Source organism: Streptomyces sp. S.PNR 29 (assembly GCF_030386795.1).
GTDB lineage: Bacteria > Actinomycetota > Actinomycetes > Streptomycetales > Streptomycetaceae > Streptomyces.
In genome coordinates this window covers 651,495-663,446 of the sequence record NZ_JANUQM010000001.1, presented here as the reverse complement: position 1 = coordinate 663,446, position 11,952 = coordinate 651,495, and the positions used below count along the sequence as shown (strand labels likewise).

Genomic DNA, 11,952 nt, shown 5'->3' with positions numbered 1-11,952 from the left:
TATCAGAAAAGTGCTGGCCGGCAGATGCCGCACCCCTGGGCATCCCTCCCCGCCCGCCCTAATATGACGATCCGTCAGGTCGGGAGGGAGTGGTTCGCCGTGGACGCCCGCTTCACCGCCGAACAGGCCGAGGTCCGCCGCACCCTCCGCGAGCTGCTCCGCAAGCGGTGCGGCCCGCAGCAGGTGCGCGCCGCCGTCGACACCCCGGCCGGCCACGACCCGGCCCTGTGGCGCGCCCTCGCCGAGCAGCTCGGCCTGCCCGGGCTCGCCCTTCCGGAGGTGTACGGCGGTGTCGGCTGCTCGGTGACCGAGCTCGCCCTCGCCTGCGAGGAGACGGGCCGGGCGCTGGCGCCCTCGCCGCTGCTGGCGACCTCCGTCCTGGCCGGGCCGCTCCTGCTCGCCCTGGGGACCGACGCCCAGCGGGACGGTCTGCTCCCCCGTATCGCCTCCGGCGCGCTGACCGCCGCCCTCGCCGTACCCGGCACGGCCCTGTCCACCGCCCTCGCGCTGACCGGCGGCAACGGCGGTGACTGGGCGGGCGGGGGCCGGGCCGGGGGCGTCCAGGCCAGGCGGGCCGGGGGCGGGGGTGGTGGCTGGCGGCTGTACGGGGAGGCCGACCAGGTGCTCGACGGGCACAGCGCGGGGATCCTCGTGGTCGCCGCCCACGCCGGGGGCTTCGCCCGCTCGCGCGTCCTGCTGTTCCTGGTGCGGGCGGGGGCCGCCGGTCTGGTCCGGGTGCGGCGTACGGCGCTGGACGCGACCAGGCCCCAGGCGTGCGTCCAACTGCGTGATGTGGAGGCCGAGTTGCTGGGGGAGGAGGACGCCGACGTACGCGGTGCACTCGCCCGCGCCGGTGACGGCGCCGCCGCCGTGCTCGCCGCCGAGGCCGTCGGGGCCGCCGCACGGGCCCTGGAGCGGACCGTCGAGTACGCCGGGCGGCGCGAGCAGTTCGGGCGGGCGATCGGCTCCTTCCAGGCGGTGCAGCACCGGCTGGCCGACGTGTACGTCCAGGTGCAGGCGGCACGCTCGGCGGCCTACTACGCCGCCTGGGCCGCCGATCGGGGGGAGCGCGTGGGCGGGCTTGCTCTCGCGCAGGCCCTTCAGGCCCTGCGGACGGCGGCCGCGGAGGGGATCCAGCTGCACGGCGGCATCGGTTTCACCTGGGAGCACGAGGCCCACCTGTACTTCAAGCGCGCCGCCGGTGACGAGCTGCTCTTCGGGCCGGTGCACCGGCTGCGAGGGCATGCCGCCGGCCTGGCGCACGTCTTCGAGGAGGAGGCCGTCTGATGGTCCTCGGCGAGCGGTTGGTGCAGAAGGTGTCCTCCACCCGGGGCTTCGCCAAGGTCGCGCCCCACGTCGTGCCCGCGCTGGACCGGGCCGTCCACCGGCTCACCCGCGGGAAGGTACTGCTCAGCGCCCGGCTGCTGCCGGGTGTGATCCTCACCTCGACCGGCGCCCGCAGCGGACGGCCCCGCCGTACGCCCCTGGCCTGCATGCCGGAGGACGGCGGCCGGAGCTGGATCCTGATCGGCTCCAACTTCGGCAGGCCCGGCCACCCCGCCTGGACCCACAACCTCCTCGCCCATCCCGACGCCGACATCAGCTGGAAGGGCGAGGACATCCCGGTCACGGCCCGGCTGCTGGAGGGGCGGGAGCGGGCGGCGGCATGGCGGGCGGTGCTGGCGTTCTGGCCGCCGTACGCGGCGTACCAGGCCCGGGTGGAGCGGGAGATACGGTTGTTCCGGATCACGCGAAGGTGACGTCCGGATGATCGCTACACGGTCGCCAGGCGCTGCACCAGCAGAAACGCCCCGATCCCCAGCATCGCGGCCCCCGACGTCCGGATGACCGCACGGGCCGCCGCCGGCCGGGCCCCGAGCACGGCCCGGGCCGCGACCCCGACCGCCAGGTACACGGCCGCGCAGCACGCCATGTGCAGCAGGCCCAGCGCGGCGGTCTGCACCGGCACGGGCAGGTGCCCCTCCCCGGTGGCGAGGAACTGCGGCAGGACGGAGAGGTAGAGCAGCAGGCCCTTGGGGTTGAGGCCGCTGATGGTGGCGCCGCGCGTGAAGACGCGGGCACGGGACGCCTCCACCGCCTCCTCCGAGGCGCCCGGTGTACCCGGCCTGCGCAGCACCCCCCACCCCAGCCGCACCAGGTACGCCGCCCCCGCCACCGTCAGCGCCGTGAGCAGGGTCGGCGACCCGGCGACCAGGACCGCGAGGCCGGCCGTCGCCAGCAGCGTGTGCAGGGCGTACCCGGCGACCAGGCCGCCCACGGCCCAGGTCACCGACCTCGCGCGCAGCCCGGCCGAGATCGCGTACGCCCAGTCCGCGCCCGGTACGCACACCAGCAGCAGGTCCACGGCGAGGAAGGAAATCAGCGTTGCGGCGTCCATGCTGGGGAGATTAGGCGGATTCCGCCCGAAAGTGTTTCTTAAGTTTTCCCATGGAGGCGGAGTCTGGGGGAAGATCTTCCTCATGGACGACATGGACCGGAAGATCCTTGCCGAGCTCCAGCAGGACGGGCGGCTGACCGTGACCGAGCTGGCCGCGCGGGTGCGGCTGAGCGTCTCGCCGTGTCACCGGCGGCTGAGGGAACTGGAGCGGTCGGGGGCGATCAGCGGCTACCGGGCGCTGGTGGATCCGGCGGCCGTCGGGCTGACCTTCGAGGCGCTGGTCTTCGTCTCGATGCGGCAGGAGGACCGCGACACGGTCGCCGGGTTCGAACGGGCGGTGAGCGAGGTGCCCGAGGTGCTGGAGGCGCAGCGGTTGTTCGGGGAGCCGGACTACCTGCTGCGCGTGGTCGCCGCCGACCTCGCGGCCTACCAGCGGCTCTACGACGACCGGCTCGCCACTCTGCCGGGGGTGCAGCGGCTGACGTCCACGCTGGTCATGAAGCACGTGGTGAAGGACCGCCCGCTGCCCGCGTGACATGCCGTGCCGGAAAGCGCAGCAGGCGGCGGCCCGCTCGGGGGGCCGCCGCCTGCCAGACAGGACGTGCGCGCCGGACGGCCGTCGGGGCCGCCGGGGATTACTTCGTCGGCTTCCTGCCGGTGACCCCCAGATGCACCAACAGCGCCAGGTTCGGCTTGAGTTCGGCCTGCTTCACACCCCAGGAGGTGAAACCCTTCTGGTGCGAGGCCACGGCGGCGAGCATCGCGACGAGCGAACCGGCGATCGCCGCCGGGTTCACGTCCTTGTCGACCCTGCCCTTCGCCTGCAACTCGGCGACGGCGTCCGAGAGGGAGTTGTTCACCGAGTTCAGGATCTTCATACGGATCTTGTAGAAGCGCTTGTCGCCCTCGGCGGCACCGAGATCGACGACCCTGAGGATCGCGTCGTTCTTGCGCCAGAACTCCAGGAATCCGTCGACGAGTTCCTGCGCGGTCTGCCACCCGGCCTTGCCGGCCCAGGAGCGGCCCTGAAGGAGCTCCGTCAACGCGGCGCCCTCCGCGGCCATTTGCTCGGCGATCTCCAGGACGGCGCCCTCGACGTCCGGGAAGTACTGGTAGAAGGTCGCCGGCGAAGTCCCCGCCTTCCGGGCCACATCGATGACCTTGACGTCCCGGTACGGGGAGGAGCTGAGCATCTCGCTGAGGCAGTCGAGCAGCTTCTGCCGGGTCGCCTGCCCACGTCGGCCGGCCACGCGGCCGTCGACGGTACGCACTTGTCCTGTCATGACGTCAGCTTACCGAGGGGTGATCGGAGCGCTATTCGGCCGACTGCAAATGGGGTGTGCGGGTGCGGAGGGACTGGTGTGCCTGGTGGGCGCGGTGTGTGATACCCGGCTACTTTGACGGCATGGCCGAAAACAGGGCATCCGGGTATGGAGAGGGCGTCCGCGGTGAGAGCGGCTACCCAGAGGGCGTCCCCTGCTGGATGGACGCGCAGCTTCCGGACGTGGAGGCGGGCAAGCGGTTCTACGGCGATCTCTTCGGGTGGACCTTCGAGGAGGCGCCCGGCGGATCGGTCTGGGCGCTGCACCAGGGTGCGCCCGTCGCCGCGCTCGCGCGCAAGCTGGACGGCCGCCTGCCCACCGTCTGGACCGTGTACTTCGCGACCCCCGACGCCGAGGCGCTGGCCGAGCGGATCCGCCGGGCCGGCGGGCAGGTCGTCATCCCCCCGACGCCGGTCGGCGAGCTCGGTACGGCCGCCCTCGTCACCGATCCCGAGGGCGCCGTCTTCGCCCTGTGGCAGCCGGGCAGCCACCCCGGCTTCGGCAGGCGGCACGAGCCGGGCACCTTCGCCTGGGCCGAGCTGTACACCCGGGACACCGAGGCCGCCAACGCCTTCTACGGCGAGCTCTTCCACGAGGCCCTCTTCGGCCCGGACGCCGAGCCCGACTTCGGCCGTGCCCCCGTCTCCGACGTCTTCCCGGCCGAGATGCCGCCGCACTTCCTCGTCCACTTCGGCGTCGAGGACTGTGACACTGCTCTCGCGGAGGTGAACCGGCTCGGCGGGCGGGTGCAGGCGCCCCCGTTCGACACTTCGTACGGCACGGTGGCGGTCGTCACGGACGATCAAGGAGCGTCTTTCGCGCTCCTCCAGCGCTGAACAAACGTCTTTGCGCCATGGAACAGTCGCACTTTGCCCGGAGATAGGGTGAGACACCCTGATTGTCCCCGGGTTCGCAACCAGGGCTCCGGCCAGGAAGAATCGGGGTGCGTGCCGCCATGGCGGTGCGGTGGTGAGACGCTGCACGGGGTCGCGTACATATGGCGGTGACGCGGCTCGTACGGGGAGGTGGCAGGCAAGTGGTGGAACAGCTGACGCAGCACGATCCGCGGCGGATCGGGCCGTTCGAGGTGCTGGGACGGCTGGGGGCCGGCGGCATGGGACTGGTCTATCTCGCACGCTCGGCGTCCGGCCGGCGCGTGGCGATCAAGACGGTCCGGACGGAGCTCGCCGAGGACCAGCTGTTCCGCGTCCGCTTCACGCGCGAGGTCGAGGCCGCACGGGCGGTCTCCGGCTTCTACACGGCGGCCGTGGTCGACGCCGACCCGCGCGCGGCCGTGCCCTGGCTGGCCACCGCGTACGTCCCCGCGCCCTCCCTTGAGGAAATAGTGAACGAGTGCGGGCCGCTCCCGGCCCAGGCGGTGCGCTGGCTGGCGGCGGGTGTGGCCGAGGCGCTGCAGTCCATCCACGGCGCCGGGCTGGTGCACCGGGACCTCAAACCGTCGAACGTCCTCGTCGTCGAGGACGGCCCCCGGGTGATCGACTTCGGTATCGCGTCCGGCGTCTCGAACACACGTCTGACGATGACCAACGTGGCCGTCGGTACGCCCGCCTACATGTCCCCGGAGCAGGCGAAGGACTCCCGCAGCGTCACCGGCGCCAGCGATGTCTTCTCCCTCGGCTCCACGCTCGTCTTCGCCGCCACCGGACACGCCCCCTTCCACGGCGCCAACCCGGTCGAGACCGTCTTCATGCTGCTGCGCGAGGGCCCCGACCTGGAAGGCCTGCCGGAGGAGCTGCGCCCGCTGATCGAGTCCTGCATGCAGATGGAGCCGCCGGGCCGCCCCACCCCCGCCGACCTCCAGGCCCAGCTCGCCCCCCATCTCTTCGGCTCCGGCTCCGACGACAGCGGTACGGCGTCGGCCTGGCTGCCCGAGAAGGCGGTCGCCCTCATCGAGGCCCGCCGGGGCGGCCGCCCGCCGGCCCAGCAGACCCAGCAGGGCGGTGGCCGCAGCGGCGGCGGACGGCCCGCCGTGGTCCCGCCCCCGCCCTCCCACGACCCCGTCGTCTCCGCCGCCCCGCCGGTCCCCGCGCCGGTCGGCGCCCCCGACACCGGCCCCGTGCGGCTGGCCGGCGCGGCGGTGCCCATCGGCCCCGGCCCGCGCGTCGCCGACATGCGCGCCGCCGCCGTCAAGGCGCCCCCGCCGGAGGCCGCCCTCGCCGCCTCCTGGTCCAAGCCGCGCCCCGGCCTCAACGGCGCCGACCCGGCCGTACCCGCGCCCCCGGCGCCGGCCGCCCCGCCGGAGCAGGCGAGCGGCTGGCGGCCCTGGCGGTTCCGCATGTCCAACGACGTCTGGGGTACGCCCTCCGTCTGCGACGACCTGGTCTACGTCACCTCCTTCGAGGTGCACGCCCTGGACGTCGCGACCGGCCGGCGCCGCTTCAAGACACGGGACGTCGCCTGGTCGATGGCGGTCGCGTACGGCCGTATCCACGCCTCCGACGGCCCCACCCTGTTCGCCCTGGACTGCAGGGAGGGCGCCGACCTGTGGCGGCTGTCCACGGACGCCTGGGTCTACTCCCTCAAGGCCGACCGGGGCACGGTCGTCACCGGCACGCGCGGCGGCGGCGTCCAGGCCTGGGAGGCTTCCAACGGCCAGAAGCTGTGGGAGATCACCGGCGCCCAGACCGACTTCGAGTCCCCGGAGGCCGGCCCGGCCGTCCACGACGGCACGGTGTACGTCTGGCAGGACGCCCGCCTGCGCGCCCTGGACGCCCGCACCGGCGACGAGCGCTGGTCGTACCCGATCGGCGACGCGGCCTCCTGCGGAGGCGTCCCGGTCCGTGTGACCCACGCGCCGGACGGCTGCGTGTACGTCTCGGCCGGCACGCGCGTCCTCGCGCTGGACGTGGCGGCCGGACACGTGAGGTGGCACTTCGAGGCCCCGGCGGTCTTCCTCAGCCCGCCCACCTACGTACCGGGCCCGGCGGTCACGGGCGGCGGTATCTACCTGGCCGACTACCTCGGCACGGTCTACGCCCTCGACGCCACCGACGGCCGCGACCGCTGGCGCATCGCGACCGAGTCCCGGGCGTCCGTCGACCCGGTTCTGGTGGCCGCCGGACACGTCCACGTCGGCAGCGGCAAGGGCCTGTACACCCTGGACGCCGTCACCGGCACCCCCAAGTGGCGCTTCCAGGCGGGCGGCGACATCGTGGGCGCCCCCGCGGTGGCCGAGGGCCGCATCCACTTCGGCTCCACGGATCACCTGCTGTACACGCTGAAGGCCGACGACGGCCGGCTGCGCTGGAAGCTCGCGACCGGCGGCGAGATCACCGGCTCCCCGGTCGTCAAGGACGGCGTGGTGTACGCGTGCAGCAAGGACCGCTGCGTGTACGCACTGGACGCGGAGAAGGGCACGGGCACGGCCCGGACCACCTGACCAGGAAGGAGACGGCCGTCGTACGGGCGCACGGAAGGGGTGCCTGACGGCGGCCGTCGGTCCTGGAACCTTCACCGCTCTCACACCGGACGCTACGCCCGGTGAGCACTTTCCGCCACGCGACCACTGCTAACGTGACGTGCTCACGATCATCTGCATGTTGTTCAACGGGGGTTGAAACACCGTGAAGCTTCGCCATGTCCGCGCTGTCGCCGTCTTCGTCGGCGTCGTCGTCGCCCTCACCGGAGCCCGCCACTCCAGCGGCGGCGGCTGCAGCAACGACAGCTCGAACTCCAGCCACTCGTCGAGCACCTCCGGCGGCACGACCGGCGGCAGCAGCCACTACGACGACGATGACGACGTCTCCACCACCACCGGCGGCGGCTCGGGGAGCAAGTCCCGGGCCACCGACCCGGCCAAGGACGTCAAGATCGACAGCTGCGCCTTCGACAAGACCCGCGGCATCGTCGCCCGGGTCAGCGCCACCAACTCCAGCACGAGCACCACGTACACGTACAAGTTCAGCGTCACCTTCAAGGACCCGGCCGGCGCGCCGGTGCGCACCAGCAACTCCACCATCCCGTACGTCGCCGCCGACTCCACGCAGACCCTGGACGTGGCCGCCGCCTACGTCCCCCGGAGCGGACAGAACGCGAGCGGCAGCAGTTGCCGGCTCAGCGATGTGACCCGGACCGCGGAGTAAGGGGTCCTAGCGTCAGCGGACCCGGTGAGCGCGGCGCCGCGCCCGGAACAGCTCCGCCTGCCGCTCACCCGGCAGGTTCCCGAGCCCGACCAGGTGCGGCGCCTGCGCGAACCCCTGCGCCACCGAGGCCTCGCGGGCCGCCCACAGGGCCCGCACGGTCCCCTGCACGGCCGCGGCCGGATACCCGGCGATGGTGACGGCGCACTCGGTCGCCGCGGCCGTCGCCCCGCCCGGCTCGGTGAGCTCGGACACGAGGCCGATCTCGTGGGCCCGCCGCGCACCGATCCGCTCCGCCGTCCCCATCAGCGCCATCCGCGCCGCCTCCCCGTACGGCATCCGCTGCGCCATGAGCACCGACTCGTACGCGCTGACCATCCCGTAGGTGGTGTGCGGATCGAAGAAGGTGGCGGTGGTGTCGGCGACGATGAACTCCGCCTCGCCGAGCAGGTAGAAGGCGCCCCCGCAGGCCATCCCCCGCACGGCGGCGACGACCGGCTTCCACAGGTCGTTGGCCTTGGGCCCGATGCGCAGCAGCGGATCGTCGGTCATGTACGGCGAGCTGGGCTGCGGCACCACGACGTCCCGGTCGATCCCCGTGCAGAACGCCCGCTCGCCGGCGCCGGTGAGGACGATGGCGCGTACGGTGTCGTCGAACCGCAACTCCTGCCATGCGTCGGCGAGTTGCTGAGCGGTGGCGAGATCGACGGCGTTGAGCCGCTCGGGCCGGTCGAGGGTGACGACCGCGACACCGGTGTCCCGGTCGGCGCTGACGCGTACGCTCACGGCCGCTCCAGCACCCACCGGGGCAGCCCGTCACTGCCGAAGACGACCTGCACCCCGGCGCCGATGCGCACCTTCGCCGGGGGAAACGAGTCGAGCGCTGAGTCGGCCGAGGCGACGAGGTTCCCGACGAGCCGTATCCGGGGATCCTCGGCGAGCTCGACGACGACGACGTTGTACGGCGCCTGTTCCGCGTAGCCGGCCAGCAGCGGCGGATGGGGAACGACGTACGACCAGACCCGCCCGTGCCCGCCGACCCTGCGCCACTCGCTCGCGAAGGACTGGCAGTGGGGACAGCAGGGCCGGGGCGGGAAGCGGAGCCGGCCGCAGTCGGCGCAGGCCTGGACGCGCAGCTCGCCCTGGGCGGCGTACCGCCAGAAGGGGGCGCCCTCGGAGTCGATGGCGGGTGACAGCATGTCAGCTCCTCAACAGCAGGGCCGAGGTGGGGACTCCCTCACCGGCGGTGACGAGAGCGGTGGCGGCGCCGGGGACCTGGGCGGTACTCGTCCCCCGCAACTGCTTCACGCCCTCGGTGATGAGGTTGAAGCCGTGGATGTACGCCTCGCTCAGCCCTCCTCCACCGGTGTTGATCGGAAGCCGCCCGCCGATCTCCAGGGCCCCGCCCTCGGTGAAGGCCCCGCCTTCCCCCCTGCCGCAGAACCCGTACCCCTCCAGGGACAGGAGGATGAGCGGGGTGAACGCGTCGTAGATCTGGGCGACGTCCACGTCCTCGGGCGTGAGGTCGGACTGCTTCCACAGATGCCGGGCCGCGGTCCAGGCCGGGCCGGTGAGCGGGTCGTCGTTCCAGTAGTTGACCATGCCGTGATGCTGGGCGGGCAGCCCCTGGGCGGCGGAGTGGATGTGGACGGGGGCGTGCCGGCAGTCGCGGGCGCGTTCGCGCGAGACGACGACACAGGCCAGGGCGCCGTCCGTTTCCAGGCAGTTGTCGAAGAGGCACAGGGGCTCGCTGATCCAACGGGAGGTCATGTACATCTCGCGGGTCAGAGGCCGGTCGTACATCACGGCGGCGGGATTCTGGTTGGCCCGGTTGCGGCAGGCGAGCGCGACGTTGAAGAGGTGCTCCCGGGTCGCGCCGTACTCGTGCATGTACCGGCGCGCCAGCATGGCGATCTCGTCGGCGGGGCGGAGGAGGCCGAAGGGCCGGGTCCACTGGGCGGGGGTGGGCAGCTGGACGGTGGTGTCGGTCCAGGGACGGGGGCCGGACCCCCGCTTCCGTGACCGCCAGGCGACGCCGACCGTCGCCTGCCCGGCGGCTATGGCGGCGGCGAGGTGGGCGACGGTGGCGCAGGAACCGCCGCCGCCGTAGGGGACGCGGCTGAAGAAGGTGAGGTCACCGAAGCCGACGGCTTTGGCGAGCTCCACCTCGTCGGTCTCCTCCATGGTGTAGGAGGCGAGCGCGTCGACCTCGCCGGGCGCGATGCCGGCGTCGTCGAGGGCGGCGAGAACGGCACGGCAGGCGAGGGTCCGCTCGTCCTCCTCCAGCCGCTTGGCGAAGGCGGTCTGCCCGATGCCGACGATGGCGGTGGAGTCCTTGAGTACGGCCATGGTGCCGGTCACCTCCGCACGCTCAGTGGTCGGCTGACAGACCGTCAGGTTACAGCTAATCTGACGAGCAGTCAGCTAGTGCGGGTCGGCTGGAGGCTGCTGTGCGCGGTGACTTGGAGTGGGGGAGCATCCCGGGACTGGTCCGCTCGGCGGCCGTGCGGTACGGCGGGGTGGAGGCCGTGGCGGAGGGCCGTACCCGGATCACGTACGCGGAACTGGGCGTCCGGGTGGAGCGCGCGGCGGCGGCCTGCGTCGCGGCCGGCGTGCGGGCGGGCGACCGGGTCGGCATCTGGGCGCCGAACTCCCTGGACTGGATCGTCGCGGCGCTGGGCGCGGTCTCCGCGGGCGGGGTGCTGGTGCCGCTGAACACCCGCTTCAAGGGCTCGGAGGCGGCGGACGTGCTGCGCCGGAGCGGGGCGCGGCTGCTGTTCGTGACGGGGACGTTCCTGGGGACGTCGTACGTGGCGTCGCTGAGGAGGGCCGCGGGGGAGGGGGTGGGGGGTGGTCCCCTGCCCGGTCTCCCGGACCTGCGGAAGGTGGTCGTCCTGTCGGACGACGCGCCGGCGTCCTTCCTGACGTGGAAGGACTTCCTGGCGAGCGGGGAGGGGGTGGGGGAGGCGGAGGTCCGGGCGCGTTCGGCCGCGGTGGACGGAACGTCGCCGTCGGACATCATCTACACGTCCGGGACGACGGGCCGCCCCAAGGGCGCGGTGATCACCCACGCGCAGACACTGCGGGCGTACGAGGTGTGGAGCGACCTGGCGGGGCTGCGGCAGGGCGACCGCTACCTGATCGTGAACCCCTTCTTCCACACCTTCGGCTACAAGGCGGGGGTGATCGCCTGCCTGATGCGGGGGGCGACGATGATCCCCCAGCCGGTGTTCGACGTGGACACGGTCCTGGCGAACATCGCGGCGGAACGGATCTCGGTCCTGCCGGGCCCGCCCACCCTCCACCAGTCCCTCCTGGACCACCCGGCCCGCGACGCCCACGACCTCTCGGCGCTGCGGCTGGTCGTGACGGGCGCGGCGGTGGTCCCCCTGACGCTGGTGGAACGCCTGCGGGGCGAACTGGGCGTGGACACGGTCCTCACGGCGTACGGCCTTTCGGAAGCCAGTGGCATCGTCACGATGTGCCGCCGCGGCGACGACCCGTCGGTCATCGCGTCGACGTCGGGGCGGGCCGTCCCCGGCACGGAGGTACGGGTGGTGGACGCCGGGGGCGTACCGCTGGGACCCGGAACCCCGGGGGAGATCCAGGTCCGCGGCTTCAACGTCATGCGCGGCTACTACGACGACGAGGCGGCCACGGCCGAGGTGCTCACGCGGGACGGGTGGCTGCGGACGGGGGACGTGGGCGTGCTGGACGAGTCGGGCTGCCTGCGCATCACCGACCGCCTGAAGGACATGTTCATCGTCGGCGGCTTCAACGCCTACCCGGCGGAGATCGAGCAGGCGCTCGGCCTCCATCCGGACGTCGCGGACGTGGCGGTCATCGGCGTACCGGATGCCCGGCTCGGCGAGGTCGGCAAGGCGTACGTGGTCCGGAGGCCGGGAGCCACGCTGACGGACGCCGACCTGATCGCCTGGGCCCGGCGCGAGATGGCGAACTACAAGGTGCCGCGGGCGGTGGAGTTCGTGGGGGAACTGCCGCGGAACGCGAGCGGGAAGGTGGTCAAGGGGGAGTTGCGGGGGCGGACGGCGGTACGCGAACGGGCGCGGCAGGTGTGAACGCCGGTCGGTTATGGGCGGGAACTGGGCGTAGGACACACGTCGGCCGCGGC

Annotated in this window: 12 protein-coding genes; 7 read left to right on the top strand and 5 right to left on the bottom strand. The window is 72.9% G+C overall.

The features are described 5' to 3' along the window. Positions 1-99 precede the first annotated feature (99 nt). Together NW895_RS03270 and NW895_RS03265 are read left to right on the top strand one after the other, a co-directional pair. On the top strand, positions 100-1,287 hold the full coding sequence (locus NW895_RS03270; protein ID WP_289933946.1) for an acyl-CoA dehydrogenase family protein: 1,188 nt from the start codon (positions 100-102) through the stop codon (positions 1,285-1,287). Beyond that, a complete protein-coding gene (locus NW895_RS03265; RefSeq protein WP_289933544.1) occupies positions 1,287-1,760 on the top strand; it encodes a nitroreductase family deazaflavin-dependent oxidoreductase in 474 nt (157 codons plus the stop codon). The genes NW895_RS03270 and NW895_RS03265 overlap by 1 nt, the downstream gene beginning before the upstream one ends. Positions 1,761-1,774: 14 nt before the next feature. On the opposite strand, the gene NW895_RS03260 is transcribed toward NW895_RS03265, so the two are convergent. Continuing rightward, positions 1,775-2,398 (bottom strand): LysE family translocator, encoded by a 624-nt coding sequence (locus NW895_RS03260; protein WP_289933543.1) that lies wholly within the window; start codon positions 2,396-2,398, stop codon positions 1,775-1,777. An 82-nt stretch (positions 2,399-2,480) separates the two neighbouring features. Between NW895_RS03260 and NW895_RS03255 the strand changes: the two genes are divergently transcribed. Continuing rightward, positions 2,481-2,933 (top strand): Lrp/AsnC family transcriptional regulator, encoded by a 453-nt coding sequence (locus tag NW895_RS03255; RefSeq protein ID WP_289933541.1) that lies wholly within the window; start codon positions 2,481-2,483, stop codon positions 2,931-2,933. Positions 2,934-3,033: 100 nt separating this feature from the next. Here NW895_RS03255 and NW895_RS03250 read toward each other — a convergent pair whose 3' ends face one another. Beyond that, the gene (locus tag NW895_RS03250; RefSeq protein ID WP_289933944.1) at positions 3,034-3,669 is read right to left on the bottom strand and encodes a TetR family transcriptional regulator; all 636 of its coding nucleotides are present in this window, start codon (positions 3,667-3,669) and stop codon (positions 3,034-3,036) included. 134 nt (positions 3,670-3,803) lie between these two features. Here NW895_RS03250 and NW895_RS03245 point away from each other — a divergent pair, with 134 nt between their 5' ends. The 3 genes from NW895_RS03245 (at position 3,804) to NW895_RS03235 (ending at position 7,823) form a co-directional block, all read left to right on the top strand. Next, on the top strand, positions 3,804-4,556 hold the full coding sequence (locus tag NW895_RS03245; RefSeq protein ID WP_289933540.1) for a VOC family protein: 753 nt from the start codon (positions 3,804-3,806) through the stop codon (positions 4,554-4,556). A gap of 200 nt (positions 4,557-4,756) precedes the next feature. After that, entirely contained in the window at positions 4,757-7,120 is a 2,364-nt protein-coding gene (locus tag NW895_RS03240; protein ID WP_289933539.1) for a PQQ-binding-like beta-propeller repeat protein, read from the top strand. Positions 7,121-7,304: 184 nt separating this feature from the next. After that, the gene (locus NW895_RS03235) at positions 7,305-7,823 is read left to right on the top strand and encodes a hypothetical protein (protein WP_289933538.1); all 519 of its coding nucleotides are present in this window, start codon (positions 7,305-7,307) and stop codon (positions 7,821-7,823) included. Positions 7,824-7,835: 12 nt separating this feature from the next. On the opposite strand, the gene NW895_RS03230 is transcribed toward NW895_RS03235, so the two are convergent. The 3 genes from NW895_RS03230 to NW895_RS03220 are packed head-to-tail and all read right to left on the bottom strand — an operon-like array spanning position 7,836 to position 10,169. Then, complete coding sequence (locus NW895_RS03230; RefSeq protein ID WP_289933537.1) at positions 7,836-8,606, bottom strand: enoyl-CoA hydratase/isomerase family protein; 771 nt, start codon at positions 8,604-8,606, stop codon at positions 7,836-7,838. Continuing rightward, positions 8,603-9,019 carry an OB-fold domain-containing protein gene (locus tag NW895_RS03225; protein ID WP_289933536.1) on the bottom strand — a complete coding sequence of 139 codons (417 nt, stop codon included), beginning with the start codon at positions 9,017-9,019 and terminating at the stop codon, positions 8,603-8,605. Before NW895_RS03225 ends, NW895_RS03230 begins: the two co-directional genes overlap by 4 nt. 1 nt (position 9,020) lies before the next feature. Further along, on the bottom strand, positions 9,021-10,169 hold the full coding sequence (locus NW895_RS03220; RefSeq protein ID WP_289933535.1) for a lipid-transfer protein: 1,149 nt from the start codon (positions 10,167-10,169) through the stop codon (positions 9,021-9,023). 101 nt (positions 10,170-10,270) lie between these two features. Here NW895_RS03220 and NW895_RS03215 point away from each other — a divergent pair, with 101 nt between their 5' ends. Further along, positions 10,271-11,899, top strand: a complete 1,629-nt coding sequence (locus NW895_RS03215; RefSeq protein ID WP_289933534.1) for a FadD3 family acyl-CoA ligase — start codon at positions 10,271-10,273, stop codon at positions 11,897-11,899. The last annotated feature ends 53 nt before the right edge of the window (positions 11,900-11,952 follow it).

What these genes read in the sequence shown, in the direction of transcription:
- NW895_RS03265 (WP_289933544.1), top strand. Translation starts at nt 1,287, where the DNA reads ATGGTCCTCGGCGAGCGGTTGGTGCAGAAGGTGTCCTCCACCCGGGGC.
- NW895_RS03260 (WP_289933543.1), bottom strand. Translation starts at nt 2,398, where the DNA reads ATGGACGCCGCAACGCTGATTTCCTTCCTCGCCGTGGACCTGCTGCTG.
- NW895_RS03255 (WP_289933541.1), top strand. Translation starts at nt 2,481, where the DNA reads ATGGACGACATGGACCGGAAGATCCTTGCCGAGCTCCAGCAGGACGGG.
- NW895_RS03245 (WP_289933540.1), top strand. Translation starts at nt 3,804, where the DNA reads ATGGCCGAAAACAGGGCATCCGGGTATGGAGAGGGCGTCCGCGGTGAG.
- NW895_RS03225 (WP_289933536.1), bottom strand. Translation starts at nt 9,019, where the DNA reads ATGCTGTCACCCGCCATCGACTCCGAGGGCGCCCCCTTCTGGCGGTAC.
- NW895_RS03220 (WP_289933535.1), bottom strand. Translation starts at nt 10,169, where the DNA reads ATGGCCGTACTCAAGGACTCCACCGCCATCGTCGGCATCGGGCAGACC.